This window comes from Streptomyces sp. JNUCC 63, from assembly GCF_054366325.1.
Genome location: NZ_CM135963.1, coordinates 189,239 through 215,926, shown reverse-complemented (window position 1 = coordinate 215,926; position 26,688 = coordinate 189,239). Strand labels below are relative to the sequence as shown.

Below are 26,688 nucleotides of genomic sequence, written 5' to 3'. Positions count from 1 at the left end.
GCGCTTCCTCTCGCCGTCAGCGGTCGCCGCATGCCTTCCCCGGAGGCGCCGGGTCACCCGGCCACCGCCCGACTCCTCAGGACGCCGTGCAGGTTCCGACCGTCGGTGTGGCGTTGCTGCCGTTCTTCATGACGGTGAAGCCGAAACTGGTCGAGGCGCCCGCCGGGAGGCTGCCGTTGTAGGAGGCGGGGCGCACGGTCATGACGTTGCCGCCGCCGTCCCAGCTGGGGCTGCCGTTCCACAGGGCGGACACCTTCTGCGGCGGGGTGAAGGTGACCGTCACCGTCCAGCCGGTGACCGGGGCGGCGCCCGCCTTCACGGTGACCTCACCGTTGTAACCGTCGTTCCAGTCCGAGGTCCTGGTGAAGGCGACCGTGCAGGTGGCCCCGGTGCCACCGCCACCGTCCGAGCCCCCGCCGCTTCCCGAGCCGCCGAGCGCGGCCAGGACGGCGTCGTACGCCGGCTTCTTGGCGTAGTTGGAGTCGAACAGCAGCGGAGTGCCGCTGCTGCGCCAGGAGTACTTGTCGGTGATCCCCCACACGGTGATGCCCGTGCAGCGGCTCACCGCCAGGCAGGCCTTGACGACGTTGCCGTAGTTGGTGGCCTGGGCGCTGCCGGAGCCCTCGATGTCCAGCTCGGTGATCTGCACGTCCACGCCGAGGTCGGCGAAGCGCTGCAGGTTGGCCTGGTAGTCGGAAGGGACGGGGGAGGCGCTGTTGAAGTGGGACTGGAAGCCCACGCAGTCGATCGGCACGCCACGGGACTTGAAGTCCTTGACCATGGCGTAGACCGCGTTGCTCTTCGCGTTGGCGCCGTCGGTGTTGTAGTCGTTGTAGCAGAGCTTGGCGTTCGGGTCGGCCGTGCGGGCGGTGCGGAAGGCCTCCTCGATGAAGCCGCTGCCGAGCTTGTCCTGGAACGGGGAACTGCGCCGCGCACCGCTGGAGCCGTCCTGGAACGCCTCGTTGACCACGTCCCAGGAGTGGATCTTGCCCTTGTAGTGCTGCATGACCTGGGTGATGTGGTTGTTCATCGCCGACCGCAGGTCGGTCGCGGAGAGCCCGGAGACCCAGGAGGGGAGCTGGGAGTGCCACACCAGCGTGTGTCCGCGGACCTTCATCCCCTGGCTCTGCGCGTGGCTGACGATCTGGTCGGCGGCGCCGAAGGTGAAGGTGTTGCGGGTGCCCTCGGTGGCGTCCCACTTCATCTCGTTTTCCGGCGTCACCTGGCTGAACTCGCGGTCGAGCGTGGCGGCGTAGGCCGATTCCCCGAGGTGGTTCGCCGCCACGGCGGTACCGAAGTAGCGGCCCTTTCCGGTCGCGGCGGAGCCCAGGGTGTCGGCGGCCGCGGCGTCGTGCGCCAGGGCCGTGACCGTGGCGGCGGCGAGCAGGGCGGACGCGAACGCCTGCGCTGCCCGCTGCATTGAGGGCATGGACATGCCATCTCCATTTCTACGAAAGTTTCGGTTCCTCGACCGAATTTGACGCGCAGATTACGAACTGAGGTGGCGCCGGTCAACGGTTGGCGCACGCCGACCAGGTGGATGGCTGAAGCTCGCCCCCGGGTCGCATGTCAGGGAGTTGAGCGTCATCCCGACTGTTGACGCGACTGTGCCGCACCTCTAGCGTGACGCGGCACCTTCCCGAAATGGGAGCGAAACTTTCGGACTTCCAAGGGCGGTGACATGATCCGAAGAAGGCCCGGGCTCCGCCCGCTGCTGACGGCCCTGCTCGCAGGCGTGGCGCCCCTCCTCGCGGCCCTGCTGCTGGTCGCGCCGAGCGCCCGCGCCGCCTCCCTGACGGAGGTGACCGGGTTCGGCGCGAACCCCAGCAACCTGCGCATGTACGTGTACCGCCCGGACAGCGCCCCGGCCCGCCCCGCCGTGCTCGTGGCCGTGCACTACTGCACCGGCTCCGGACCCGCCTTCCACTCGGGCACCGAGTTCGCCTCCCTGGCCGACCGGTACGGCTTCCTCGTCGTCTACCCCTCGGTCACACGCGAGGGCGGCTGCTTCGACGTGTCCTCGCCGCAGGCGCTCAGACGCGGCGGCGGCAGCGACCCCGTCGGCATCGTGTCCATGGTCACCTACGCCCAGCAGCACTACGGGGCGGACCCGGCACGCGTCTTCGTCACCGGCGCCTCCTCGGGCGCGATGATGACCAACGTCCTGCTCGGCGACTACCCGGACGTGTTCAAGGCCGGCGCCGCCTTCATGGGCGTACCCTTCGGCTGCTTCGCCACCACCGACGGTTCGAGCTGGAACAGTGCCTGCGCGAACGGCACCGTGACCAGGACGCCCCAGCAGTGGGGCGACCTGGCCCGCGGCGCCTACCCCGGCTACAACGGCTCCCGGCCGCGCATGCAGGTGTGGCACGGCACCGAGGACCCCACCCTGCGCTACCCGAACTTCGGTGAAGAGATCAAGCAGTGGACCGACGTCCTGGGGGTGAGCCAGACACCCGCCTTCACCGACCACCCGCAGTCCACCTGGACCCGTACGCGCTACGGCGGCACGGGCACCCAGGCGCCCGTCGAGGCCATCAGCGTCCAGGGCACCGGACACACTCTGCCCACCGCGGGCATGGCCGCCCGTGCCATCGCCTTCTTCGGCCTGGACGGCACGACCACTCCGCCGCCGACCGACCCGCCGCCCACCACACCGGCGGGCGCCTGCCGGGTGACGTACACGACCAGCGCCTGGAACACCGGACTCACCGCGTCGATCACACTGACCAGCACCGGCACCACGCAGGTCGACGGATGGGCGCTGAACTTCACCCTGCCGGCCGGGCAGACCATCACCTCCGGCTGGAACGCGACCTTCTCCCCGGCGAGCGGCGCCGTCACCGCCCGCAACGCCGCCTACAACGCCGCCCTGGCCCCCGGAGCCTCCGCCACCCTCGGCTTCCAGGCCACCCACACCGGAAACACCGGCACACCCCCGTCGTTCACCCTCGACGGGGCCGTCTGCCAGAGAGGCTGAACGGACGCGAACGCGCCCCGGCGTCCCCGAAGCGTTCGTCGGGGCGGCCGGGGCGCGCTGAGGGCCGGGCTCGGCGGGACTCAGAGCGAGGGGCCGGCGTCCTCGGGCCGGATACGGCCCCGCCAGGCTCCGGTCTCGCCGCCGCGCTGCTCGATGTACTGCTTGAAGCGCTTCATGTCCCCCTTGACGCGCCGGTCGATCACACCGGTCATGTCGCCGGCCTTCTCCACGGCTCCGGTGGGCTCGACGTCCATGACGAGTTCCACCCGGGTGTGCGTGTCGTCCACGCGCTCGAAGCGGACCATGCCCTTCTGCCGGGTGTCGCTGGTGGTGCTGCGCCAGGTGATGCGCTCGTCGGGCAGCTGGTCGACGATCTCGGTGTCGAACTCCCGCTTGACGCCGCCGATCTTGGTGGTCCAGTGGTTGTGGCGGTCGTCGATCTGCCTGACCTCCTCGACCCCCTCCATGAAGTTCGGGAACTCCTCGAACTGCGTCCACTGGTTGTAGGCGGCGTGGACGGGGACGTCGACTTCCACCGTTTCCTTGACCGTGCTCATCTGGGCCTCCTGTCTCGTTGGTCGGCCGCGGCGGGACGGCTGCCCCGCCGCGGAATCCCGGCAGGCGGCGACGAGTACCCCGAAATGCCCGGTTCACGACCGACGGGCGTGGATCAGCCGAGTTCTCCGGTGCGCGCCGCCCGCCACAGGTCGACGCTGCCGTCGGTGGCGTACTTGTCGATCTCCGCCAGCTCCTCGTCGCTGAAGTCGAGGTTCTCCAGCGCGGCCACGTTCTGTTCCAGCTGTTCCACGCGGGAGGCGCCGATGACCAGGGAGGTGACGCGCTGGTCGCGCAGCGCCCAGGCGAGGGCCAGCTGGGCGAGGGTCTGCCCGCGGCGGGCCGCGATGTCGTTCAGGGCCCGCAGCCGCCGCAGCATCTCGTCGGACAGCCAGGCGGTGTCGAACGAGGTGCCCTGCGCGGCCCGCGAGTCCTCGGGGACGCCGTTCAGGTAGCGGTTGGTCAGCAGCCCCTGGGCCAGGGCGGTGAAGCCGATGATGCCGAAGCCCTCCTCCTCGGCGGTCTCCAGCAGCCCCTCGGTCTCGATCCAGCGGTTGACCATGCTGTACGACGGCTGGTGGATCAGCAGCGGGGTGCCCAGCTCGCGCAGGATGGCGGCGGCCTGCCGGGTGCGCTCGGCGTCGTAGGAGGAGATGCCGACGTACAGGGCCTTGCCCTGGCGGACGGCGGTGTCCAGCGCGCCCATCGTCTCCTCCAGCGGCGTGCTCGCGTCCAGCCGGTGGGAGTAGAAGATGTCGACGTAGTCCAGGCCCATGCGCTTCAGCGACTGGTCGAGCGAGGCGAGCAGGTACTTGCGGGAGCCGCCGCCCTGGCCGTAGGGGCCGGGCCACATGTCCCAGCCCGCCTTGGTGGAGATCACCATCTCGTCCCGGTACGGCGCGAGGTCCTGCTTCATCAGCCGACCGAAGTTGATCTCCGCGGAGCCGTAGGGCGGGCCGTAGTTGTTCGCCAGGTCGTGGTGGGTGATGCCGAGGTCGAAGGCGCGCAGGGCGATCTCGCGCTGGGTCTCGAACGGCCGGTTGTCGCCGAAGTTGTGCCAGTAGCCCAGGGACAGGACGGGCAGGTCGAGCCCTGAGCGGCCGGTGCGCCGGTAGCGCATGGTGCCGTCGTAACGCTCAGGATCCGCGACGTAGGTCATCGGGTGATCTCCGGGTGGTGCGGTGCGGGGCGTCCCCCCGGGCCCGGGGGGACGCCCCCACCTTGCTCCCGAGTGATCCTGAAGTCCAACCGCTGTCTCTCATCGGATTCAGCACCGCTGTTTCTGAATCCGGCGGGACGGCCGGGTCCGCCCGTATCGCGCTCCCCGGATCCACGGGGTTCAGAAAGGCGGCGACGGGCCGGTGCCCTCGGCGGAAGGACCGGGCTGGGGGCCGCGGCCGAAGCGGTGGCCGGACGGCGTGGGGGCGCGGCGGATCGCGATGAGGGCGACGTCGTCGTTGAGGCGCCCGCCGGTGTGTGTGAGCAGGTCGCGCTGGACATGGTGGAGCAGGGCGTCCGGAGAGCTCCCTGCCCACTGGGGGATCCGCTCGATCAGCGGATAGAAGACGCCGTGGTGATCGCGGGCCTCGACGGCGCCGTCGGTGTAGAGGAGCAGGGTGTCGCCGTGGCTGAAGGGCAGCACGTCGACGGCGGAGCAGTCCGGGTCGGTCAGGCCGACCCCGAGCGGCGGGGCGGGGGTGAGGTCCGGCATCGTGACCTCCTTGTCCGGGCCGAGCAGCAGCGGTGCCACATGGCCGCAGCTGGTCATCCGGATGACCGGGTCGTCGTCCGGTATCTCCAGCAGCAGCGCGGTGACGAAACGTTCCCCCGCCTCCTCCTCCGGTTCGAAGTCGGCGAGGTAGCGGGTGATGCTCCGCTCCAGGGAGGCGGCCAGCGAGGGCAGGGCGGCGTGGTGATACGCGGCCTCGCGGAACGCGCCGAGCAGCAGGGCCGCCTCGCCGATGGCCGGCAGGCCCTTGCCGCGCACGTCCCCGATCATCACCCGGGCCCCGCTTTTGGTGCGGGCGGCGGCGTACAGATCGCCGCCGATCGACGCCTCGTCCTCGGCGGCCAGATACAGGCAGGCGAGTTGCAGGGAGCCCAGTCGGCTCGGCAGGGGCCACAGCAGCACCCGCTGAGCGGCCTCGGCCACTGACCGTACCTGCGCCAGCTCGCGCGCACGGTGGTCGCGGACCACGCACAGGGCCACGACCAGCAAGGAGAGCAGTGCGAGGGCGATCATCTGCACGATCATGTTCCGCGACGTCAGCACGTCCAGCCGCCAGCCCGCGAACGCCTGGGCCGCGACCGACGCCGCGCCGATGACCCCCGTCGTCCACGGCCCCGCGAACCACGCGGCGAGCGCGGGGGCGATCGCCAGCAGCGGACCGAGCTGGATGTCGGCCGGCGCCAGGATGTTGGACACGGTGATGACGACGATGAGCGCGACCGGGATCAGCAGCAGCATGTGGCCCGACTGCCCCGACTGCGTGCGGTCGGCGAAACGTGCCTGCCAGGAACTCACGCCTACCACAGTGCACCGCGACGGCACGGCGTGCGAGCGCAGCCACCCGGCCCACGACCAGCGGCAGCGCCCCGCCCGGCCGGGCGGCGGTGCGGGTGTCAGGACCGGGACGGCACCGCCGCGCAGTCGGAGGTGGCCGGCTTGCCGGCGAGGCGGTCGGTCAGCCAGGACACGGCGGCGCCCTGGTCGGCGAACAGCGGGCGAAGTGGTTGATCAGAGCACTTCCGAGGTCGGGCAGGGCGAGACCCTTGTCCGTGACGTCGACGCCCTTGGCACACCGGCCGGCGGCGAGCTGCCGCGCCCGGGCGCGCAGGACGAGGTTGTCGCTGACGCCGGTGGTCGGGCGCACCGGGCCGGACGGCTTCGGACGGCCCGGTGCGCCGGCTGTGGAACCAGCACCCCCAGGGGTTTTGCCGCGTCGGGGCGGTCACCAGGTCATGGCGTCGAGCAGCGCCTCGGGGTTCGGCTCCGGGATGCCGCCCAGGCTCAGTTCCGCCCAGATCACCTTCCCGTGCGCCACATAGCGCGTGCCCCACCGCTCCGCGAACTGCGAGACCAGGAACAGACCGCGGCCGCCCTCGTCGGTGGCCGCCGCGCGCCGCAGGTGCGGCGAGGTGCTGCTGCCGTCCGACACCTCGCAGATCAGAGAGCGGCCCAGCAGGATCCTCACCCGGACGGGCGGAGCGCCGTACCGGATGGCGTTGGTCAGGAGCTCGCTGAGGACCAGCTCCACGGCGAACGCGGACTCCTCCAGCCCCCAGTCGTACAGCCGTCGACTCACCTCGGTGCGTACCCGGGAGACCTCCGCCACGTCGAACGGCACGTCCCAGAGCGCGACCCGGGACGGGTCGAGCAGCCGCGTCCGGGCGACGAGCAGCGCCACGTCGTCGCTCGGATGCTCCGGCAGCATCGCCTCCGTCAGGTCCCGGCAGGTCTCCTCCGGGGTCCGGTCCGTGTGCGCGACGACCGCGCCGAGCATCGCCAGCCCCTCGTCGATGTCCCGCTCGCGGTTCTCCACCAGGCCGTCGGTGAACAGCACCAGCCGGCTGCCCTCCGGCAGGGTCAGCTCACCGGCCTCGAACGGCATCCCGCCCACCCCCAGCGGCGGCGACAGGGGCAGATCGGGGAAGGTCACCCGCCCCACGGGGTCCACCACGGCCGGTACGAGGTGTCCCGCGCGGGAGACGGCGCAGTGCCCGCCCACCGGGTCGTAGATGGCGTACAGGCAGGTGGCCCCGGTGACGGGGGACACCTCGCCGTCGGCGCTCGCCGTCTGCGTGTCCAGCCGCGTCACCATCTCGTCCAGATGGCTGAGCAGTTCGTCCGGAGGCAGGTCCAGGGACGAGAAGTTCAGCACCGCCGTCCGCAGCCGGCCCATCGTCACCGCCGCGTGCAGCCCGTGCCCCACCACGTCGCCGACCACCAGCGCCACCCGGAGGCCGGGCAGGGGGATGACGTCGAACCAGTCGCCGCCCACGCCGGACTGCGCCGGCAGATACCGCCACGCCAGCTCCAGCGCGTCCTGCTCCGGCAGGTCCCGGGGGAGCAGGCTGCGCTGCAGCGTCACGGCCATCGCGTGCTCGCGGGAGTACCGGCGCGCGTTGTCGATCGCGACGGCCGCCCGGGCCACCAGCCCCTCGGCGACCGCGACGTCCTCCTCCTCGAACCGCCCCGAGTCTGCCCCCCGCCAGAAGTTGACCATGCCGAGGATCACGCCCCGCGCCCTGAGCGGCACCGTGATCAGCGAGTGGATGCCGTGGTCCAGCACCCGGCTCGCCCCGTCCGGGTCCTGGGCCCGCCAGTCCTCCGCGGTGTGCAGGTCCGGCACCCGCACCGCCTTCCCGCGCCGCAGCGCGGCCACCATCGGTGTGTCGGCCACCACGAACCGGATCAGGTCGCCCACCGGCTGCAGCGGGGTGCGCGTCCCGGTCCCGCGCAGCGCGGTGCGGCGCATCCGGTTCACCGCTCCGGTGGGTTCCTCGCCGTGCAGCACGGACTCCAGCAGCTCCACGGTGACGACGTCCGCCACCCGCGGGACCGCCACCTCGGCGAGCTCCTGGGCGGTACGCCGTACGTCGAGCGTCGTACCGATCCGCATCCCGGCCTCGTACAGCAGCGTCAGCCGTCCCCGTGCCACCTCTGCCCGGCCGGACAGGGCCCGCAGCTCCGTGGTGTCCCGGAAGCTGGCCACCAGGCCCGGCGCGCTGCCGTACGGCGCGGTGCGCCGGGTGTTGACCGCCAGCAGCCGGTCCCCGGCCGGGAACACCGCGTCGGAGGCGACCTCCTCCGACTTCAGCAGCCGCGTCATGTCCGGTCCCAGCCCCAGCTCCGTGACGTGCCGCCGGTCGGCGTCCTCCGGGAGGTCCAGCAGCCGGCGGGCCTCGTCGTTGGCGAGCAGCACCCGGCCGTCGGCGTCGACGATCAGCACGCCCTCGCGCACCGCGTGCAGCACCGCGTCGTGGTGCTCGTACATGCGGGTCATCTCGGCCGGACCCAGGCCGCGGGTCTGGCGGCGCAGCCGCCGGCTGACGAGGAAGGTGCCCGCGGTCGCCAGCAGCACGGCCAGTACGGCGGCCTCCAGGACCATCGGAACCTGCTGGTCCAGCATGCGGCCCAGGTTCTGGACCTCGATGCCCGCGGTGACGGCGCCGACCACGTGCCGGCTCACGCCGATGACGGGCACCACCGCACGCACGGAGTCGGCCGGCCGGCCGTGGAAGGTCTCGGTGAACGTCTTGCCCGCCATCGCCCGGCCGATCTCCTGGGCCGGCGTGCCGATCAGCCCCGGCTCCGGGTCGGTCACGCGGATCCCTTGACTGTTCAGCACGGAGATGAAGTCGACGCCGGAGCTCAGCTGTGCCTTCTCGGCCGGGATCCGCAGGAGGGCCGCCGGATCGGGCGACTCCAGGGCGAGCGCCGTACCGGGCGCCTGGGCGAACGTCTCCGCGACGGCCAGTGACCGCTCCTTGGCGCCGGCCTCGCCGTCGTACCGCCGCTGCAGCACCACGGCCGTGGCCCCCGCCGCGACGAGCACCAGGACGACGATCAGCTGCAGCAGGAAGACCTGTGCGGCGACCGTGCCCAGCCTCCGGGTCGGCGAAAGGCCCCGCCGCGGAGCACGCCGTGTCCCTCGGGTTTTCGGACGGCGGCGGGCCGGGTCGGCCCGCCGCCGGTCATCGACCGGCGGTTCCGCGTCCCTCGGGGACCGGCGGGAACGTCCGACCACGCTCTCAGTTCTAACACCGCGCTTCCCTGCCGGGCGACCGGTATGTCCGATGGATTCCGTCGAATATGTGGCTCATGGGACCAGTGAGGCGTGCGGCGGCCGCCGTGAGGCCTGGCCGGGCAGGGGCTGTTCCGTCCAGATCGTCTTGCCGGAGGCCGTGTACCGGGTGCCCCAGCGCTGGGCGAGCTGGGCGACCAGGAACAGACCCCGCCCTCCCTCGTCCGTGCTGCGCGCGCGCCTGAGGTGCGGGGAGGTGTTGCCGCCGTCGGAGACCTCGCAGATCAGGGCCCGGTCGTGGATGAGGCGCAGGCCGATCGGGCCGCAGGCGTGCCGGATGGCGTTGGTGACCAGCTCGCTGACGATCAGCTCCGTGGTGAAGGCCACCTCCTCGAGACCCCACAGGGACAGTTGGCGGCTGACGTCGTCGCGCACCACGTGTACGGCCGACGGGTCGACGGGCACGTCCCAGGACGCCACGCGGTCGCAGCTGAGGATGTGCGTCCGGGCGACGAGGAAGGCGACGTCGTCGCGCGGCCGGTCCGGCAGCAGGGTGCGGACCATGGTGTCGCAGAGCTCCTCCAGGGGCCGGTCGGGGTGGGCCAGGGTGAAGCACAGCCGTTCCATGCCGACGTCGACGTCCCGGTCCGAGGCCTCGATCAGCCCGTCGGTGTAGAGCGCGATGACGCTGCCCTCCTCCACCGGGATCTCGGCCGACTCGAACGGCAGCCCGCCGAGCCCGAGGGGCGGGCCGGCGGGGATGTCGGGAAACTCCACGGGCTCGGTCAGATGGCCGATCGCGGGGCTGGGGTGCCCGGCCCGGGCCACTGCCATGGTGCCGGCGATGGGGTCGTAGACGGCGTACACGCAGGTCGCGCCGACCGCCGCCGGTCCCTGGGCGGCCGCTTCCGCCTCGTCCGACAGGCGCAGGACCAGGTCGTCGACGTGTGCCAGCAGCTCGTCCGGGGGCAGGTCCAGGTCGGCCAGGGTCTGTACGGCGGCCCGCAGCCGCCCCATGGAGGCCGCCGCGTGCAGGCCGTGGCCGAACACGTCGCCCACCACCAGCGCGACCCGGGCACCGGAGAGCGGGATGACGTCGAACCAGTCCCCGCCCACTCCCGAGTCGGCATCGGCCGGCAGATAGCGGTAGGCCACCTCGACGGCACTGTGCCGGGGCAGGGTGGACGGCAGCAGGCTGGTCTGGAGGGTGAGCGCCGCCTGATGTTCCCGGGCGAAGCGCCGGGCGTTGTCGACGCACACGGCGGCCCGCGCCACCACGTCCTCGACCAGCAACTGGTCGTCCTCGGCGAACGCGTCGGGGTTCTTCCAGCGCAGCAGGGTCACCACGCCCATCGTGATGCCGCGGGCCCGCAGCGGCACGACCAGGTGCGTGTGCACGCCGAACCGGTTGATCCTCGTCCACCGCAGGGGATCGTCGGCGAGCACGGGTGTCGACGGGCCGACGGCCTGGCGAATGGCCTTTCCGGTGGCCAGGCAGAGCTGCTGCGGAGACCCGCCGGGGTAGTGGATGGCCTCCCCGACCTCGGAGATCACCCGGGGTCGGTCCTTCTGGATCGACAGATGGGCCGCGCGCCGCAGCACGGCCGGACCGCGTGCGGAGGCGGCGGGCGGGCCCTGTTCCGTCCGCACGACGTCCAGGAGGTCGATGGCGACGAAGTCGGCGACCCGCGGAACGACGATCTCCGCCAGCTCCTGGACCGTCCGGTGAAGGTCCAGCGTGGTCCCGATGCGCTCACTGGCCGCGTTCAGCAGCACCAGCCGCTCGCGCGACGGATCCTGGGCGGTGACGTCCAGGGCGGCGTAGCAGATGCCCAGCGTCCGGCCCGAGCCGTCGCGCAGCGGGAAGAACGAGCGCAGCCGGGAGCGCGCGGGTCCGCGCCGGCCGGGCGTGCCGCGCCGGGGCGGCGCGTGCTCGACGGTGACCTGGGACTGCCCGGAGACCAGCGTCTGCCGGGCGTGCCGGGTCACGACCGGCGACGTTCCCGCCACGCCGCCGGAGGCCGCGCCGTCACTGCCCGCGGCGTCCGCCGGATACCCCTCCACGCCGGCCAGGGCGCGGTTCACCCAGCGGTACCGCAGCTGGGTGTCCAGCACCGCGACTCCGATGGGGGACTGTTCGAGCAGGCCCTGCGCGACCGCCTCGTACCACTCGTGCCGGTGCCGGTCGGCGACGTCGCAGGCGAGGACGAGCCAGTCGCGGGAGCCGCCCGCGGCGAGCAGCGGGCACACACGGACGGCGAGCCGGACGGTGTGGCCCGCACGGTGGCGGACGGCGATCACCGCGTCCCCGGCACGGTCGATACGGCGCAGCCGGGAGACCACGGCGGTCGGGTCCCGGCCGCCCCACAGCATCCGGGCCGGATGCCGTACGACGTCACCGGCCGGGTATCCGAGCAGGTTCTGGGCTCCCCGGCTCCAGTAGGCGATCAGCCCCTCGGCGTCGATGATCGCCACCGCCGAGGTCTTGATGTCGAACGGATCGCCCGGATGCGTACCGCTCGCCGCGCCGCCGACGCCCATGCCTTCATCCTCATCCACGGGCAGGACCCCCACGGGCACATCCTGCCATCGGCGGCGGTCTCCCGCCGCTCGGGGAGGACTGGCCGCGCGCCGCTCGGGAAGGGGACCGGCTACGCCTCCGCCGCCAGCGCCTTCAGCGACTGGTCGGTGAGCCGGTACACCGTCCACTCGTCCTGCGGGCGGGCGCCCAGGGCCTTGTAGAAGCCGATCGCCGGCTCGTTCCAGTTCAGGACCGACCACTCCAGGCGTTCGTAGCCGCGGGCGACGCACAGGCGGGCCAGCTCCGTCAGCAGCGCCCGGCCGTGTCCGCCGCCGCGGGCCTCCGGGCGGACGTAGAGGTCCTCCAGGTAGATGCCGTGCACTCCGCGCCAGGTGGAGAAGTTGAGGAACCACAGCGCGAAGCCCACCACCTCGCCGTCCTCGTCCTCGGCCATGTGCGCGAACGCCGCCGGGCGCTCGCCGAACAGCGCCTCGGCCAGCTGCCCGGGCGTCGCCCGGACCTCGTCGAGGGCTTTCTCGTACTCGGCGAGCTCGAGGATCAGGGTGTGGATGACAGGGACATCGGCAAGGGTCGCGGGGCGAATCATGCGCGCAGTCTCACATGCCGTGTTCCGGGTGGAGCCGACCGGGGGCCCGAACGCGGGGGCGGGACCGGCGAAGGGCGGCGGCGGGTCGCCGGGGACGACCCGCCGCCGCCCCCCGGGTCCGGGAGGTGCGCCGGGGTCAGGACGTCGGTGCCGGGTAGGTCGGGTACTCCACCCCGGAGACGTACTGCACGACGCGGATGACCTGGCAGGAGTAGCCGAACTCGTTGTCGTACCACAGGTAGAGGATGGCGTTGTCGCCCTCGACCTTGGTGGCGCCGGCGTCCACGATGGAGGCGTGGCGCGAGCCGATGAAGTCGCTGGAGACCGCGTCGGGGGCGCTGGTGAAGTCGATCTGCCGCTTGAGCGGGGAGGTCAGCGACACCTTGCGGAGGTAGTCCAGGACTTCCTCCCGGTCGGTCTCGCGCGCCAGCTGCAGGTTGAGGATCGCGATCGAGACGTCCGGTACGGGAACGCGGATCGAGCTGCCGGTGATCTTCGCCGTGAGGTCGGGCAGCGCCTTGGCCACGGCGGAGGCGGCACCGGTCTCGGTGATGACCATGTTGAGCGGTGCGGAGCGGCCGCGGCGGTCGGCCTTGTGGTAGTTGTCCAGCAGGTTCTGGTCGTTGGTGAACGAGTGGACGGTCTCCACGTGGCCGCGCAGCACGCCGTACTCGTCGTCCATCGCCTTCAGCGGCGGGACGATCGCGTTGGTGGTGCAGGAGGCGCAGGACAGGATCCGCTCGTCCGGCTTGATGGTGTCGTGGTTGACGCCGTGGACGATGTTGGGGACGTCGCCCTTGCCCGGCGCGGTCAGGACGACCTTGTCGATGCCGGGGCGCAGGTGCTTGGACAGGCCCTCGCGGTCGCGCCACTTGCCGGTGTTGTCGATGAGGATGGCGTCCTTGATGCCGTACGCCGTGTAGTCCACCTTCGTCGGGTCGTCGGCGTAGATCACCTTGATCTCGTTGCCGTTGGCGATGATCGCGCTGTTCGCCTCGTCGACGGTGATGGTGCCCTGGAACTGACCGTGGATGGAGTCGCGGCGCAGCAGCGAGGCACGCTTGACGAGGTCTTCGGGGGCCCGCCCGCCGCCTCCGCGCACGACGATGGCGCGCAGCCGCAGGCCGTTGCCGGAGCCGGCCTTCTCGATGAGCAGGCGGGCCACGAGCCGGCCGATGCGGCCGAAGCCGTAGAGGACGACGTCGCGTCCCTCGCGGCACTCGATCTTGTTGGCGCCGGTGGCACCGGCGACGGCCCCGGCGGTGAACTCCTCCACCGACAGGCCGCGGTCGTCGCCGCGGTACGCCGCGGCGAGCAGGCCGAGGTCGATCTGGGACGGCCCGAGGTCCAGCGTGGTGAGCGCCCGCAGGAACGGCAGGGTCTCGGTGACGGACAGCTCCTCACCGGCGATCTGCCGGGCGAACCGGTGGGTCTTGAGGATGCTCACCACCGACTTGTTCACCAGGGAACGGCTGTGGACCAGGACGGTGACGTCCCGCTCCCGGTGCAGCTTCCCGATCATCGGGATCATCGACTCCGCGATCTCCTCGCGGTTCTTCCAGTTGGTGAACGAGTCGTCGTTGACAGTCACAGATCTATCTTTCGAGCTAGGCGGCTCTATCTTTCGAGCAAGGAAGCGCTCATATGCTAACCCTATGAAATATTGATCATGACAGCGGGCCGCACCCGCTGTGCCGAGGCGGTACGGCCCGCTGTCGGGATGGGTGATGTCACCGGTGGCCGGTGGTGCGGCCGCGGCGGGCGACCCCGACGGTCAGCCCCATGGCGGCGAGCCCCAGCAGGGCCACTATTGCGCCGACCCAGCAGTTGTTCCAGATGATGCCGGCGCGTGCGCTGTGGGTCGCGGTCACGACCCAGGGGGAGATCAGCAGCCAGAGGCCGAGCGGGGCGAGGATCCACGAGAGGCGGTAGGTGCGCTCCGGGGCCATGGTGAGACCGGCTCCGATCAGGGCGATGGTGAGGCCGATGATCAGGTTGTTGATCGTGATGTTGCGCTGCAGCGCGAAGTGCACGACCCAGGGCGAAATCGCGGCGTAGACACCGGCCAGAACGATGAGCCCCTCGACAGCCATGGCCTGGCCGCTGGAGGCCGTCCGCTCCAGGCGCTCTCGCATCTCGGCTAGCTCGGGGTGCGAGGTCATTCCGGTGCCGGTGGTGGAGTGCTGCGGATACGACATCGCTGCCGTCTCCTCTCCATGAGGTTGCGAGTTTGCTGTTGTTGTCCTATGTGCCGATTTCCCCCTTGCATCCGCATTAGCTCCCCTTGCCAGGATTTTTCCCGTGAGTTACGTCACACCGGATGCCCTCTGCGGGGCGCGTGCGACCGTCTGCCAATCTTGTCCACGGTGCGTCAGGAAATCGTCGAGGACGCGTCAGGATCCGGGGAGGGCGTGTGACAGGGGCAGAGATACCCGACGAGTATCTGACGGGGTACACCCGGATCCTGGCCGACGTCTGCGCCACCGGCCGCCGCCTGACCCGGGACGAGCTGGATCTGCTGCGCGCCCACGGGGAACGGGCCGCGGAGGCCGGCCACGGCCTGCGGAAACTCGTCCGCCGGCACCTGGCCGAGACCAGGGCCGCCGCGCCCGCGCTGACGGCCGCCGGGATCGACCTGGTCCTCACCGCCGTCGAGCAGGCCGTCGACGCGTTCGCCGAGGGCCACGAGCGGGCCCAGAAGCTCGCCATGCGCCAGGAGGAGGCCGACCGCCGCGAGTTCATCGACGACCTGCTCTACGGCCGCAGCGACCTGGGACGGCTGGCCGAACGCGCGGAGCGCTACGGGCTGCTGTTCTCGCGCGCGCACGCGGTGGCGGTCGCCCAGGGCGGACAGCCCGTCGACGACACCCATCCGGCCACACGGTACGTCGAGACCGCGCTGGTCGCCCGGTTCGGTGAGCGCCGCATCCTGCTGACCACCAAGGACGGCCGGCTCGTGTGCGTCGCCCCGGGCGACCAGGAGGACGTCCTGGCGTTCTTCGCCAAGCAGGCGTACGCCTCCACCGACGGCGGCCGGGTCGCCATCGGGCGCCCGCATCCTGGGGCCGGGGGAGTGGTCCACTCCTACGAGGAAGCCCTCAACGCCCTCGAACTCGCCGACCGGCTCGACCTGCCGGAGCCCGTCCTGCGCGCCGCGGAACTCCTGGTGTACCCCGTCCTGACCCGCGACCGGCAGGCCATGGCCGATCTGGTCCGCGACACCCTGGGGCCGCTGAGGGCCGCCCGCGGCGGAGCCCAGCCGCTCCTGGACACCCTGACCGCCTACTTCGACGCCGGCTGCACGGCCGCCGAGGCCGCGCGCCGCCTCAACCTCAGCGTGCGCGCCTTCACCTACCGCCTGGAGCGCATCCACAAACTGACCGGCGCCGACCCGGCCGACCCCGTGCACCGCTACACACTCCAGACCGCCGCGATCGGTGCGCGCCTGCTGGGCTGGCCGGAGAACGAGCTTTGACTGCTCCCCTCCCTGAAGAGGAGGGGATTCCTGGCTCAGGCCGCCTCCCGGAGCAGCGCTCCGGGAGGTCTTGCGCCCTCGACACCAGCCGGGTCCAGACCTGCCCGGACAAGCATCACGCGGGCGGAGTTCTTGTCCCGGGGGGACACGGCTCCGCACGCGGTGCAGGTGTAGGTGCGTTCCGACAGCGGCAGTGCGTGCTTGGTTCTCGCTCCGCACGATCCGCAGTCCATGGTGGTGTGCGCGGGGTGCACCAGGCGGACGTCCCGCGCGTGTTTGTGGCCCATCTCGATCAGGGCCCGCTTGGTGGCGCCGATCGCGGCGTCGGCCGCCTTGCGCGCCATCGACGTCCGGGCGAGGAACTTGGGGCGGAAATCCTCCACCGCGATGGCGTCGTGCTCGCGCACCACCTTCTTCGCCCACTTGCGGGCAGCATCCTGCCGCTGCCGGGCGATCTTGGCGTAGGTCTTCGCCCGCCACTTCCTCGCCTCCCGGTAGCCCTTCGAGGCGGGCTGCCCCTTCTTCGGCTTGCGGCGGGCCATCATCCGGTCGTAGCGGGTCAACCTGGCTTGGGCCTTTTTGCCGTGCTGGGCGTGGGGGAGGTCGTGGGCGTCGGAGGTGGTGGTGGCGGTCTCCCTGACGCCCCAGTCGACACCGATCACCGCACCAGTGGCGGGCAGCGGCTGAAGTGGTGCGGGGACGACGAACGAGGCGTACCAGTGGCCGAGGCAGTCGCGGTAGACGCGGACCGAGGAGGGTTCGGCCGGGAGGGGACGGGACCAGACCACGGTCAGGACGGTCCCGCCCGCCAGGTGCAGCCGCCCGTCCCTGAGGCGGAACCCGCGCCGGGTGTAGTTCAGCGTCGGCTCGGCCTCGTGCTTCTTCCTGTGCCGGGGCATGCCCGCCCGACGCCTGAGCGGCAGCCGGTTCTTGATGTCCTTGAGTGCTTTCGTGCGGGAGGCGGCGAAGTCACGGACGGTCTGCTGCTGCGGCACCGAGGCGCCCGCGGCCAGCCACGGCGTGACGGCGCGGGCCCGGGTGAGCATCCGGTCCAGCCGGGCCGGACCACACGCCTCCCCCTCGGTGTGGGCCTTCTTCGACCGGGCCACGCACTCGTTCCACAGCCACCGGCAGCGGGCCCACTCCGCCTCCAGCCCCGCCCGGGCGGTGGCCGACACCCGCAGCCGGTAGGTGTACCGGGCGTGCCCGGCCCCCTCGGCCTCCCCTGCCGTCGTCACGCCCGCCACCCCCATCCGTGTTCCGATCAGCCGACTCCGGCCAACTGACCGTACGTACGGTCCCCGCACATCCGCACGCCCCTTCCGCCGTGATCACCCCGACCGGCGAACGAGGGCACACGCGTTCGCCCGGCTCCGCCGGCCGGCTGTCGGGGTGCTCCGCGCCCCGGGTGGCCGGGTGCGGCGACGCTCCGCGCCGCTGTCGCGGGATGCGATTCCTCCCCGGTGGGAATGCCGGGCCTCCTCACAAGAGAGCAGGTGACGCGGCGGCGCCGCCCCCTGCTCGGCCCCCTCGACCGCGCCCAGCACGCGGGGCGCCGCCGCCCCTGACCGACGGCCACCGCCCTGGACGGCTCTCGCCGTTCACTCCACTGACCCCTCATAAGAGGCGTTCGCCGGCGGACGGGGCAAACCTGGAGCACGACGGATGACCTTCCCGCGCGGGGCGTCGTCCGTGCCGGCCGCGCAGCCGACCGGCGGACCGGCGGACCGGCGGGCGCACCGGCTCCGCCACCTCCGCCGCGAAGCGCCGCGGCCGCAGGTCACCGCCCCGGACGAGGAAAGGTGCGATGGACGCCATCGAGCTGTTGAAGCACGACCACCGCATGGTGGAGCAACTGTTCCGCGACTACCACGCCGCGGCCTCCCAGACCCAGCGGCGCGGAGTGATCGAGCTGACGATCCGCGAGCTGTCCAAGCACGCGGCGCTCGAGGAAATGATGCTCTATCCCCTGGCCAAGAAGGTGCTTCCCGACGGCGCGCAGAAGATCGACGAGCACCTGAGCGAGCACATGGCCGTCAAGAAGCTGCTGCTCGCCCTCGACCGGCTGCCCGCCGGAGACGAGCGCGAGGCCGACCTCATGGCCCAGCTCAAGCGGGAGATCGACGAGCACATCCGCGAGGAGGAGGGCGAGACGATGCCCGAGCTCCGTGCCCGCGTCTCCCAGGAGAAGCTGGACGAACTCGGCCGGCTCCTCGAACGGGCCAAGCAGACCGCCCCCACCCGGCCCCACCCGAACGCCCCCGACCAGCCTCCCGCGCTCACCGTGCTCGGGCCGGTGGCCGCCGCCTACGACCGATTCCGCGACCGTCTCCAGGGGAGGCCGAGTACATGACCACCGCCAGCGGTACCACCGAAGTCAGCCGGGAGCCCGAGGGCGCCCACGAGCGGGCGGGCTTCGACGAGATCCACATCCTCTGGATCTCCGAGGGCATGAGCTGTGACGGCGACACCGTCTCGATGACCGCGTCGGGCCAGCCGGCGATCGAGGACATCGTGCTCGGGCTGATCCCCGGGCTGCCGAAGGTGCACCTCTACAACAAGGTGCTCTCGCCGAGCCTGGGCGGTGAGGACTTCCTCGCCCCCTTCCGGGCCGCGGCCGCCGGAGAACTCTCCCCGTTCATCCTCGTCATCGAGGGCTCGATCCCCAACCAGAACATCATCGAGGGCGACGGCTACTGGACCTCTTTCGGCAACGACCTCCAGACGGGCGAACCGCTCACCCTCAACTGGTGGATCGACCAGCTCGCCCCCAAGGCGTGGGCGGTCGTCGCGGCCGGAACCTGCGCCACGTACGGCGGCATCCACGCGATGGCCGGCAATCCCACCGGCTCCATGGGCCTCGCCGACTACCTCGGCTGGGACTTCAAGTCGCAGGGCGCCCTGCCCATCGTCAACGTCCCCGGCTGCCCCATCCAGCCGGAGAACTTCATGGAGACCCTGACCTGGGTGCTCTACCACGCCGCGGGCTCCGCGCCGCCCCCGCCGCTGGACCACATGCTGCGCCCGCAGTGGCTGTTCGGCAAGACGGTCCACGAGGGCTGCGACCGCGCCGCGTACTACGAGCAGGCCGACTTCGCCAAGGACTACAACTCGCCCAAGTGCCAGGTGAAGGTTGGCTGTTGGGGCCCCGTGGTGAACTGCAACGTACCCAAGCGGGGCTGGATGGCCGGCATCGGCGGCTGCCCCAACGTGGGCGGCATCTGCATCGGCTGCACCATGCCCGGCTTCCCCGACGCCTTCATGCCGTTCATGGACGAGCCCACCGGCGGCAGCCTGTCGTCCGTCCTGATCAGGCCCTACGGCGCCTTCATCCGGCGTATGCGCGGCATCACCAGCATGGCCGTCAACAGGGAACCGAAGTGGCGCCACAACCGACACGAACTGACCAGCGGGTACGACCCGCACTGGCGCGCCTGACGAGAGGAACGAGGACCAGACCGAGATGACGACCACCGAGGCTCGTGCGGCGGGGCGCAAGCCCGCGCAGATCGTGGACATGTCCTGGGATCCGATCACCAGGATCATCGGCAACCTGGGCATCTACACGAAGATCGACTTCGCCAACCAGGAAGTCGTCGAGTGCCACTCCACCTCCTCCCTGTTCCGCGGCTACTCGGTGTTCATGCGGGGCAAGGACCCCCGCGACGCCGGCTTCATCACCTCCCGCATCTGCGGCATCTGCGGCGACAACCACACCACCTGCTCCAACTACGCCCAGCAGATGGCCTACGGCGTCAAACCCCCGCCGCTGGCCGAGCACATCACCAACCTCGGCGAAGCCGCCGAATACATGTTCGACCACACCCTCTTCCAGGACAACCTCGTCTTCGTCGACTTCTGCGAGGCCATGGTCAAGGCCACCAACCCCACCGTGCTGGCCCGCGCCGAACGCACCGAGGCCCCCCGCGGCCACCTGCACGGCTACCGCACCATCGCCGACATCATGCGCGCCTTCAACCCCTTCGAGGGCGAGGTGTACAAACAGGCCCTGAAGGTCTCCCGCATCACCCGCGAGATGTTCTGCCTGATGGAGGGCCGCCACGTCCACCCCTCCACCCTGTATCCCGGCGGGGTGGGCACCATGCCCCAGCCCACCGTGTTCACCGACTACCTCTCCCGCCTGCTGCGCATCCTGGACTTCATCAAACAGGCCGTCGCCATGAACGACGACGTCTTCGACTTCTTCTACGCCGCCCTGCCCGGCTACGAGGAGGTCGGCCGGCGCCGCGTCCTGCTCGCCTGCTGGGGCGCCTTCCAAAACCCCGACACCTGCGACTACCGCTACGCCACCATGAACACCTGGGGCCGGGACATGTTCGTCACCCCCGGCATCATCGTCGACGGCCAACTGGTCACCAACAACCTCATCGACATCAACCTCGGCCTGCGGATCCTGCTCGGCTCCTCCTACTACGACGACTGGACGGGCGAAGAACCCTTCGTCACCCACGACCCGCTCGGCAACCCCGTCGACATCCGCCACCCCTGGAACCAGACCACCCTGCCCCACCCCCAAAAACGCCACTTCGACGGCAACTACTCCTGGGTGATGAGCCCCCGCTGGTACCACCCCGAAACCGGCCGGCACCTCGCCCTGGACACCGGCGGCGGCCCCCTGGCCCGCCTGTGGTCCACCGCCCTGAACGGCCTGGTCGACACCCCCTACGTCAAGGCCACCGGCCACAGCGTCCGCATCACCCTGCCCAAAAGCGAAAAACTCCCCGAGACCACCCTGGAATGGGCCATCCCCCAATGGTCCAACACCATCGAACGCGACCGCGCCCGCCCCTACTTCATCGCCTACGCCGCCGCCATGGCCCTGCAGTTCCTCGAACGCGCCCAACAGCTCATCCGCGCCGGCGACACCAAAACCTTCCAAAACTACCAAGTCCCCGACGAAGCCATCGGCTGCGGCTTCCACGAAGCCGTCCGCGGCGTCCTCTCCCACCACCTCGTCATCAAGGACAAGAAGATCGCCAACTACCACCCCTACCCCCCCACCCCCTGGAACGCCAGCCCCCGCGACCCCTACGGCACCCCCGGCCCCTACGAAGACGCCGTCCAGGGCCAGCCCATCTTCGAGGAAAACGGACCCGACACCTTCAAAGGCGTCGACATCATGCGCACCGTCCGCAGCTTCGACCCCTGCCTGCCCTGCGGCGTCCACATGTACACCGGCAACGGCAAAACACTCACCGTCACCCACTCACCCACCTACGGAGCCGGCCGTGGCTGAGCCACGACAGGAAGGAGCAGACGATGGGCAGGATCAGAGTCGGCAGGCCCGATGTGAAGCACGACACCCCTGGACACGTCACCGGGCTGCACCAGGGCAACTTCGGCCCGTACCAGCGGCAGCCGGGCCACCACAAGGACGGCACCTCCGACGCCCGGCGGTCCACGGGCATCCACTGGAAGAAGCACGACGCGATCATGAAGATCATGCCGAACATCTCGCCGGGATGACCGGTCTCACCGGAGTCGGGACGGACCCGGAGTCGGGAAGGACCCGGAGTCGGGGCGGGACGAGGACGTAAGTCAGGGCAGGAGGGACAGATGATGCAGAGGCAGATGAAGCAGATGAGGCAGAGGCGGATGAGACAGGTGAAACGGATGAAGGGAGGTACCGGCACGGGGATGACAGGCAAACAGGTGATGGCGGCGGAGCTCGCCGTCGTGGGCGGGCTGGCACTCGCCCTGCTGATCAAGGAGATGCCCGGACTGGTGCGCGAGATCCGCATCTGGCGGATGGTCGGTTTCCGCCCCGGGTCCCGCCACCCGCGCTGAACGCGCGCCCGGGGTCGCGGCCGCCGCCTTCGCAGCGCCCACGGATCACGGACAGCTCCGCCGGTCCCCCGGCACGCCGCGTCAGCGGTTCACGGACCGCATCCCGGCCTCGTCGTAGCGCTCCCCGGCGGGCTCGGGGAGTTCGGCGTCGATGCGTGCCAGGTCGTCCTCGGTCAGCACCACGTCGACGGCTGCGGCGTTCTGCTCGAGGTAGGTGCGGCGCTTGGTGCCGGGGATCGGCACCAGATCGTCGCCCTGGGCCAGCACCCAGGCGATCGCCAGCTGCGCCGGAGCCACGTCCCTCTCCTGGGCGATCTCCTTGACCTTGGCGGCGAGCCGGAGGTTCGCCTCGAGGTTGTCGCCGGTGAAGCGGGGCCCGCTGCGCCGGAAGTCCCCTTCGTCGAGCTCGTCGGGGGAGGAGAACCGGCCCGCGAGGAATCCGCGGCCCAGCGGCGAGTAGGGAACGAACCCGATGCCCAGCTCCCGGCACACGGGCAGAACCCCGTCCTCCGCGTCACGCGTCCACAGCGAATACTCGGTCTGCACCGCGGTGATCGGGTGGACCGCGTGCGCGCGGCGGATGGTCTCCGGCGCCGCCTCGCTCAGGCCGAGGTGGCGCACCTTGCCCTCCGCGACCAGCTCGGCCATGGCGCCGACGGTCTCCTCGATCGGCACGTCGGGGTCGACGCGGTGCTGGTAGTACAGGTCGATGTAGTCGGTCCCCAGCCGCTCGAGCGAGCCGTGGACGGAGCTGCGTACGTGCTCGGCCGAGCCGTCCTGCGGGCCGATCGTGCTCATGTCGCCGGGCACCGCGTGGTCCATCCGGTAGTTGAACTTCGTGGCGATCACGTAGTCGTCGCGATGTCCCCCGACGGCCCGGCCGACCAGTGACTCGTTCGTGAGCGGCCCGTAGAGCTGGGCGGTGTCGAGGAAATCGACGCCCAGTTCCAGGGCGCGCCGGATGGTCCTGATGCCCTCGTCCTCGTCGGTGGTCCCGTAGAAGGCGGACATCCCCATGCAGCCGAGGCCGATGGCCGACACGCGGAGGTCTCGCAGCCTGCGCTGCTTCATGTGTCCCAGCCTTTCCTTGCGACAGGGGGTCGTGGTCGGTGGTGGCGTGCCACGGCAGGGAACGCTGGAAGCTGGAGTGCGGTCGAAGTCAACAAGAAGCGGTGGAGTGCGGGCCGGACCGCGGGCCGCTCACCAGTAGTGGCGGTGGCCGGCCACCGCGTGACCCATGGCCCCCAGGATCCAGAGGATCGCGCCGATGACGGCGAGAATGATGCCGATGGTCCACAGGACCGAAATGCCGGTGACGAAGCCGACGACGAGCAGAATGACGCCGAGGACGATCATGACCGCCTCCCGTGGCGGGTAGTGCTTCACTCACCGTGTACCCCGTTACCGCGCGACATTGCCCCCGTGCCCGACGGGCCCTTCCGAATTGCGGGCAGGGCCTGGAAAGGGACCATAGGTGAGGGGCACGATCGTCCGAAGGCGTGCCCGTCTCCTCGGCTGGGCGAAAGGTGACGAGCATGCCTGTGTGCGCCACGCGCGACGGGGTCGAGATCTTCTACAAGGACTGGGGCCAGGGACGTCCGGTGGTCTTCATCCACGGCTGGCCCCTGAACGGGGACGCCTGGCAGGACCAGCTCAAGGTGGTCGCCGACGCCGGGTACCGGGGCATCGCCCATGACCGCCGGGGCCACGGCCGCTCCACTCCGGTCTACGACGGCTACGACTTCGACACGTTCGCCGACGACCTCGACGACCTGCTGACCCGCCTCGATCTGCGGGACGTCACGCTGGTGGCGCACTCCATGGGCGGTGGCGAACTCGCACGGTACATCGGCCGCCACGGCACCGGACGCGTGCGCTCGGCCGTCCTGCTCTCCGCCATCACACCGCTGATGCTGCAGGGCCCCGACAATCCCGAGGGCGTCCCGCAGTCCGTCTTCGACGACATCAAGGCCGGCATCCTCAAGGAGCGCTCGCAGTTCTGGAAGGACACCGCCGAGGGCTTCTTCTCCGCCGACCGCCCGGGAAACAAGGTCACTCAGGGCAACAAGGACGCGTTCTGGCACATGGGCATGGCACAGACCATCGAGGGCGCCGTCGCCTGCGTCGACGCCTTCGGCACCACGCCCTTCCACGAGGACCTGAAGAAGTTCGGCATTCCCACCCTGGTCGTGCACGGCGACGACGACCGGATCGTGCCCATCGACGCCACCGGCCGCAAAGCCGCGCGGATCGTCTCCGGGGCCGAGCTGAAGGTGTACGAGGGCGGCAGCCACGGCCTCGCGATGGTGGACGGCGACAAGCAGCGCTTCAACCAGGACCTGCTGGACTTTCTCTCTCGCTGACCCCGCCGACCGGCCCCGCCTGCTCAGCGCGGCCAGGTGGGCAGCAGGGTCCGGCGGTGCGAGGCGTTGATGACGGCGGCCGCCGAGGCGTACCAGGCGACCAGGCCCGTCGCGATGCCGAACCAGCCGCCGACCCGTGTGACGACGTGCGGTCCCAGGCCGCCCTGGAACTCTCCGACGGCCAGGAGGACGTACGTGATGGTCAGCAGCGCGAGCACCGCGAAGACGGCGAGACTGGTGCGCAGCGCGGCCACCGCCATGTAGGCGGTGAAGATGGCCCAGAGGAGCAGGAACAGGCCCAGACCGTTGTGCGCGTCGAGGGTGGCCACCCGCGGCACGAGCCACCAGTACGTCAACCAGAACGCGCCGTAGGAGACGAACATGGTCGCGCCGAAGGTGTTGCCGCGGCGGTACTCGAACAGGCCCGCGACGAACTGGGCGAGTCCGCCGTAGAACGCCGCGAGACCCAGCACCGGGAAGATCGCGGCGGGTTCCCTGATCAGGTCGGCGTTGAGAATGGACAGCATGACCGTGGTCATCGCGAATCCCGCCAGCCCCAGTGGGGCCGGGTCTGCGAGGCCCACAGCCCGGGGGTCGGCCGGACGGGCCTGCTCGCGGACGGAGTTGCTCATGTCGTCAGTCATGACCGGAATCCCTTCGACCTGAGGCCGGCAGAACCAGCCAGAGCCCGACGAGCTTTGTGTATGTTCGTCAGACAAGTACCCATTTGTTCCATTCTCAGTCGTGCGCCACATGCTGCCAGGGCGCCCGTGCGACTGGCAGAATTCGGAAACCCGCGGACGAGGACGGGCGTCTCGTGGGCACAGCGACGTCAGCACGAGGTCAGCCCTGGGGGGACGCACCGTGAGCACCGAGATCTACTTCAACAACAACCACCGTGACCTGTGCCAACAGCACGGCACCGGCGCCGGCTTCCAGTTCGAGTTCTACTGCTCACGCTGTTCCGACACCTGGCGCTCGCCGTTCGAACCCTTCAGGGCGGGGCAGATGGCCGGCTGGCTGTCCCGTGGCGTGAACGCCGCCTGGTCGGTCATGGGCGGCGCGGCCCGCGGCGTCTCCGACGCGGCCGACGGCCTGGCCGGGGCCAACTACGGCACCCAGCGGGACGCGGCGTTCACCCGCGCCATCGCCAACGCCCAGGGCCACTTCAACCGCTGCCCCCGCTGCACCGCGTACGTCTGCGGCCGTTGCTGGAACGGGGGACAGGGACTGTGCCTCACCTGCTCGCCGGACACCGCGGCCGAGGCGCAGGCCGCCCAGCAGAGGGGCCTGAACGACATGGTCGCCCAGCGCGCCTACGACGCCGGACAGCAGCGCGGTGGGGACTACGACGCCACGACGCCGCGCCAGTTGGTGTGTCCGCACTGCCGTGCCGAGACCCGGGGGGCGAACTTCTGCCCGGCCTGCGGACACCGCCTCGCCCAGACGGTGAGCTGCTCCTCCTGCCACCAGGAGCTGCCGGACGGCGCGGCCTTCTGCCCGGCCTGCGGCACCCGCAGGTGATCATCGGGGCGTCGCCCCGGGACTGATCAGGCGCTGCGACCGCGTACGGCGCACACGGCGCGCGGTGCGCGGTCAGGCGGCAGGGGCGGGGGAGCGGCGAGGACGCCGTCCAGGACCTGGTCCTTGAGCCCGACCGGATCTCCTTCACCGTCGTCCTGCGAGCCGCACGGCACAGCGTGATCACCCACCCTGGTGCCCTGCCACCGCGCCGGCCGCCAAAGCCCCCGGCGCAGGCAGCGTCACGGATCCGGGCTGCGATACTCCACCCACGCGAACTCCTGCCCGAACGCCGCCGACCGCGGATCCCGCAACGACCTGCCGATGAACGAGATCGCAATCAGCATCTCGATCACCTGCCCATAACCGGTCCTGACACCGCCAACTCGGCCTTGACTTGCCGGCGTTGGGTTAAACATCAAGTTTGCCGGCGGTGTTGGTCCTGGTCCTGAGCCGGGTGGGGGTCTCGCCCCGGCGGACCGGACGGCCACAGCGGCGTCCCCACTCCTCGGCCACCGGGCCGGCCGGCGGGTGCGGGGCGGTGCCGGCGAGCTCCTCCAGCGCGGCCCGCACCGCCTCGGTGATCAACTCCAGCCGGGTCAGGTCGCGCACCGCGGTCAGAACATGAGGGGGAAACAGTGCGCTGCGTGCTGCGTTCACGCACGAGCCCGGCGCCCTTGAGACGGGCCGGCGCGAGGTCGAGCAGGCGGCCGACGTGATCGCCCTGGGTGAGGCGCTCACGGAAGTCGGCCGGCACGCTGCGATGGAAGCCGGAATCGTCCAGCTCCACGGCCAGGGCGTATGTGAAATCGGTGCGGCAGCGCACCGCCTCGGCCACCTGACGGCCCGACAGGTCGAGCAGGAACTGCAGCCCACAGACGGTGGCCAACTGGGCGGGCGAGAGGCCGGGGCGCCCGTCGCCCGGGTACCAGTCGGCGAAGTCCTCGTCGCACCACAGCCCGTCCAGCCGGTCTCGCGCCCACATCGCCGTCGTACCGCCCGGATTGCTCGCCCGCGCGACCTGCGCGGTCAGGGACGGGACCTGCTCACCGGAACGGGGACGGAGGGACAACGGACATCTCGACAACCGCATCGGCCTTCGAAACAGCCC

Annotated in this window: 23 protein-coding genes and 2 pseudogenes; 9 read left to right on the top strand and 16 right to left on the bottom strand. The window is 70.8% G+C overall.

Annotated elements, in window-relative coordinates:
* Positions 1–76: 76 nt before the first annotated feature.
* Positions 77–1,435 carry an endo-1,4-beta-xylanase gene (locus ACX25U_RS00965; RefSeq protein WP_454388149.1) on the bottom strand — a complete coding sequence of 453 codons (1,359 nt, stop codon included), beginning with the start codon at positions 1,433–1,435 and terminating at the stop codon, positions 77–79.
* Positions 1,436–1,681: 246 nt separating this feature from the next.
* Between ACX25U_RS00965 and ACX25U_RS00960 the strand changes: the two genes are divergently transcribed.
* Positions 1,682–2,980: an extracellular catalytic domain type 1 short-chain-length polyhydroxyalkanoate depolymerase gene (locus ACX25U_RS00960; protein WP_454388148.1), complete on the top strand. Its 1,299-nt coding sequence runs from the start codon at positions 1,682–1,684 to the stop codon at positions 2,978–2,980.
* Between the two features lie 80 nt (positions 2,981–3,060).
* On the opposite strand, the gene ACX25U_RS00955 is transcribed toward ACX25U_RS00960, so the two are convergent.
* The 9 genes and pseudogenes from ACX25U_RS00955 to ACX25U_RS00915 all read right to left on the bottom strand — a co-directional run bounded on the left by ACX25U_RS00955 (position 3,061) and on the right by ACX25U_RS00915 (position 14,608).
* Complete coding sequence (locus ACX25U_RS00955; protein ID WP_454388146.1) at positions 3,061–3,537, bottom strand: SRPBCC family protein; 477 nt, start codon at positions 3,535–3,537, stop codon at positions 3,061–3,063.
* A 113-nt stretch (positions 3,538–3,650) separates the two neighbouring features.
* Entirely contained in the window at positions 3,651–4,694 is a 1,044-nt protein-coding gene (gene mgrA / locus ACX25U_RS00950; RefSeq protein WP_454388144.1) for an L-glyceraldehyde 3-phosphate reductase, read from the bottom strand.
* A gap of 180 nt (positions 4,695–4,874) precedes the next feature.
* The gene (locus ACX25U_RS00945; protein WP_454394746.1) at positions 4,875–6,002 is read right to left on the bottom strand and encodes a PP2C family protein-serine/threonine phosphatase; all 1,128 of its coding nucleotides are present in this window, start codon (positions 6,000–6,002) and stop codon (positions 4,875–4,877) included.
* Between the two features lie 155 nt (positions 6,003–6,157).
* Positions 6,158–6,432: pseudogene (locus ACX25U_RS00940) on the bottom strand (lipase family protein); the annotation flags it as partial.
* A 54-nt stretch (positions 6,433–6,486) separates the two neighbouring features.
* Positions 6,487–9,285 (bottom strand): SpoIIE family protein phosphatase, encoded by a 2,799-nt coding sequence (locus ACX25U_RS00935; protein ID WP_454388142.1) that lies wholly within the window; start codon positions 9,283–9,285, stop codon positions 6,487–6,489.
* A 72-nt stretch (positions 9,286–9,357) separates the two neighbouring features.
* Positions 9,358–11,841, bottom strand: a complete 2,484-nt coding sequence (locus tag ACX25U_RS00930; protein WP_454388140.1) for a SpoIIE family protein phosphatase — start codon at positions 11,839–11,841, stop codon at positions 9,358–9,360.
* A gap of 92 nt (positions 11,842–11,933) precedes the next feature.
* Positions 11,934–12,410, bottom strand: a complete 477-nt coding sequence (locus tag ACX25U_RS00925; protein ID WP_454388138.1) for an N-acetyltransferase family protein — start codon at positions 12,408–12,410, stop codon at positions 11,934–11,936.
* A gap of 136 nt (positions 12,411–12,546) precedes the next feature.
* Positions 12,547–14,001 carry a glyceraldehyde-3-phosphate dehydrogenase gene (locus tag ACX25U_RS00920; RefSeq protein WP_454388136.1) on the bottom strand — a complete coding sequence of 485 codons (1,455 nt, stop codon included), beginning with the start codon at positions 13,999–14,001 and terminating at the stop codon, positions 12,547–12,549.
* A gap of 139 nt (positions 14,002–14,140) precedes the next feature.
* Positions 14,141–14,608 (bottom strand): SPW repeat protein, encoded by a 468-nt coding sequence (locus ACX25U_RS00915; protein ID WP_454388134.1) that lies wholly within the window; start codon positions 14,606–14,608, stop codon positions 14,141–14,143.
* Positions 14,609–14,823: 215 nt separating this feature from the next.
* Between ACX25U_RS00915 and ACX25U_RS00910 the strand changes: the two genes are divergently transcribed.
* The gene (locus tag ACX25U_RS00910) at positions 14,824–15,885 is read left to right on the top strand and encodes a PucR family transcriptional regulator (protein WP_454388133.1); all 1,062 of its coding nucleotides are present in this window, start codon (positions 14,824–14,826) and stop codon (positions 15,883–15,885) included.
* Positions 15,886–15,920: 35 nt separating this feature from the next.
* On the opposite strand, the gene ACX25U_RS00905 is transcribed toward ACX25U_RS00910, so the two are convergent.
* Complete coding sequence (locus tag ACX25U_RS00905) at positions 15,921–17,123, bottom strand: RNA-guided endonuclease InsQ/TnpB family protein (protein ID WP_454388131.1); 1,203 nt, start codon at positions 17,121–17,123, stop codon at positions 15,921–15,923.
* A gap of 569 nt (positions 17,124–17,692) precedes the next feature.
* Here ACX25U_RS00905 and ACX25U_RS00900 point away from each other — a divergent pair.
* The 5 genes from ACX25U_RS00900 (at position 17,693) to ACX25U_RS00880 (ending at position 21,693) form a co-directional block, all read left to right on the top strand.
* On the top strand, positions 17,693–18,238 hold the full coding sequence (locus ACX25U_RS00900; RefSeq protein ID WP_454388129.1) for a hemerythrin domain-containing protein: 546 nt from the start codon (positions 17,693–17,695) through the stop codon (positions 18,236–18,238).
* Positions 18,235–19,323: an NADH-quinone oxidoreductase subunit B family protein gene (locus tag ACX25U_RS00895; RefSeq protein WP_454388127.1), complete on the top strand. Its 1,089-nt coding sequence runs from the start codon at positions 18,235–18,237 to the stop codon at positions 19,321–19,323. The genes ACX25U_RS00900 and ACX25U_RS00895 overlap by 4 nt, the downstream gene beginning before the upstream one ends.
* A gap of 25 nt (positions 19,324–19,348) precedes the next feature.
* On the top strand, positions 19,349–21,142 hold the full coding sequence (locus ACX25U_RS00890) for a nickel-dependent hydrogenase large subunit (RefSeq protein WP_454388125.1): 1,794 nt from the start codon (positions 19,349–19,351) through the stop codon (positions 21,140–21,142).
* A 23-nt stretch (positions 21,143–21,165) separates the two neighbouring features.
* Positions 21,166–21,372: a hypothetical protein gene (locus ACX25U_RS00885; RefSeq protein ID WP_454388123.1), complete on the top strand. Its 207-nt coding sequence runs from the start codon at positions 21,166–21,168 to the stop codon at positions 21,370–21,372.
* Between the two features lie 171 nt (positions 21,373–21,543).
* Positions 21,544–21,693, top strand: a complete 150-nt coding sequence (locus tag ACX25U_RS00880) for a hypothetical protein (protein ID WP_454388121.1) — start codon at positions 21,544–21,546, stop codon at positions 21,691–21,693.
* Positions 21,694–21,774: 81 nt separating this feature from the next.
* Here ACX25U_RS00880 and ACX25U_RS00875 read toward each other — a convergent pair whose 3' ends face one another.
* Together ACX25U_RS00875 and ACX25U_RS00870 are read right to left on the bottom strand one after the other, a co-directional pair.
* Entirely contained in the window at positions 21,775–22,764 is a 990-nt protein-coding gene (locus ACX25U_RS00875) for an aldo/keto reductase (protein ID WP_454388119.1), read from the bottom strand.
* A 129-nt stretch (positions 22,765–22,893) separates the two neighbouring features.
* The gene (locus ACX25U_RS00870) at positions 22,894–23,049 is read right to left on the bottom strand and encodes a DUF6131 family protein (RefSeq protein WP_454388117.1); all 156 of its coding nucleotides are present in this window, start codon (positions 23,047–23,049) and stop codon (positions 22,894–22,896) included.
* Positions 23,050–23,228: 179 nt separating this feature from the next.
* Here ACX25U_RS00870 and ACX25U_RS00865 point away from each other — a divergent pair, with 179 nt between their 5' ends.
* Complete coding sequence (locus ACX25U_RS00865; RefSeq protein WP_454388115.1) at positions 23,229–24,056, top strand: alpha/beta fold hydrolase; 828 nt, start codon at positions 23,229–23,231, stop codon at positions 24,054–24,056.
* A 23-nt stretch (positions 24,057–24,079) separates the two neighbouring features.
* Here the strand turns inward: ACX25U_RS00865 and ACX25U_RS00860 are convergent, their stop codons facing one another.
* Complete coding sequence (locus ACX25U_RS00860; protein ID WP_454388113.1) at positions 24,080–24,700, bottom strand: acetate uptake transporter; 621 nt, start codon at positions 24,698–24,700, stop codon at positions 24,080–24,082.
* A 220-nt stretch (positions 24,701–24,920) separates the two neighbouring features.
* Here ACX25U_RS00860 and ACX25U_RS00855 point away from each other — a divergent pair, with 220 nt between their 5' ends.
* Positions 24,921–25,580 carry a zinc ribbon domain-containing protein gene (locus tag ACX25U_RS00855; protein ID WP_454388111.1) on the top strand — a complete coding sequence of 220 codons (660 nt, stop codon included), beginning with the start codon at positions 24,921–24,923 and terminating at the stop codon, positions 25,578–25,580.
* A 408-nt stretch (positions 25,581–25,988) separates the two neighbouring features.
* On the opposite strand, the gene ACX25U_RS00850 is transcribed toward ACX25U_RS00855, so the two are convergent.
* Both ACX25U_RS00850 and ACX25U_RS00845 read right to left on the bottom strand, forming a co-directional pair.
* Complete coding sequence (locus tag ACX25U_RS00850; protein ID WP_454394869.1) at positions 25,989–26,189, bottom strand: hypothetical protein; 201 nt, start codon at positions 26,187–26,189, stop codon at positions 25,989–25,991.
* A 160-nt stretch (positions 26,190–26,349) separates the two neighbouring features.
* A pseudogene (locus ACX25U_RS00845) lies at positions 26,350–26,562 on the bottom strand (transposase); the annotation flags it as partial.
* Positions 26,563–26,688: the final 126 nt, after the last annotated feature.

What these genes read in the sequence shown, in the direction of transcription:
- ACX25U_RS00965 (WP_454388149.1), bottom strand. Translation starts at nt 1,435, where the DNA reads ATGTCCATGCCCTCAATGCAGCGGGCAGCGCAGGCGTTCGCGTCCGCC.
- ACX25U_RS00960 (WP_454388148.1), top strand. Translation starts at nt 1,682, where the DNA reads ATGATCCGAAGAAGGCCCGGGCTCCGCCCGCTGCTGACGGCCCTGCTC.
- ACX25U_RS00955 (WP_454388146.1), bottom strand. Translation starts at nt 3,537, where the DNA reads ATGAGCACGGTCAAGGAAACGGTGGAAGTCGACGTCCCCGTCCACGCC.
- mgrA (WP_454388144.1), bottom strand. Translation starts at nt 4,694, where the DNA reads ATGACCTACGTCGCGGATCCTGAGCGTTACGACGGCACCATGCGCTAC.
- ACX25U_RS00945 (WP_454394746.1), bottom strand. Translation starts at nt 6,002, where the DNA reads ATGCTGCTGCTGATCCCGGTCGCGCTCATCGTCGTCATCACCGTGTCC.
- ACX25U_RS00925 (WP_454388138.1), bottom strand. Translation starts at nt 12,410, where the DNA reads ATGATTCGCCCCGCGACCCTTGCCGATGTCCCTGTCATCCACACCCTG.
- ACX25U_RS00915 (WP_454388134.1), bottom strand. Translation starts at nt 14,608, where the DNA reads ATGTCGTATCCGCAGCACTCCACCACCGGCACCGGAATGACCTCGCAC.
- ACX25U_RS00900 (WP_454388129.1), top strand. Translation starts at nt 17,693, where the DNA reads ATGGACGCCATCGAGCTGTTGAAGCACGACCACCGCATGGTGGAGCAA.
- ACX25U_RS00895 (WP_454388127.1), top strand. Translation starts at nt 18,235, where the DNA reads ATGACCACCGCCAGCGGTACCACCGAAGTCAGCCGGGAGCCCGAGGGC.
- ACX25U_RS00890 (WP_454388125.1), top strand. Translation starts at nt 19,349, where the DNA reads ATGACGACCACCGAGGCTCGTGCGGCGGGGCGCAAGCCCGCGCAGATC.
- ACX25U_RS00885 (WP_454388123.1), top strand. Translation starts at nt 21,166, where the DNA reads ATGGGCAGGATCAGAGTCGGCAGGCCCGATGTGAAGCACGACACCCCT.
- ACX25U_RS00880 (WP_454388121.1), top strand. Translation starts at nt 21,544, where the DNA reads ATGACAGGCAAACAGGTGATGGCGGCGGAGCTCGCCGTCGTGGGCGGG.
- ACX25U_RS00875 (WP_454388119.1), bottom strand. Translation starts at nt 22,764, where the DNA reads ATGAAGCAGCGCAGGCTGCGAGACCTCCGCGTGTCGGCCATCGGCCTC.
- ACX25U_RS00870 (WP_454388117.1), bottom strand. Translation starts at nt 23,049, where the DNA reads ATGATCGTCCTCGGCGTCATTCTGCTCGTCGTCGGCTTCGTCACCGGC.
- ACX25U_RS00865 (WP_454388115.1), top strand. Translation starts at nt 23,229, where the DNA reads ATGCCTGTGTGCGCCACGCGCGACGGGGTCGAGATCTTCTACAAGGAC.
- ACX25U_RS00860 (WP_454388113.1), bottom strand. Translation starts at nt 24,700, where the DNA reads ATGACTGACGACATGAGCAACTCCGTCCGCGAGCAGGCCCGTCCGGCC.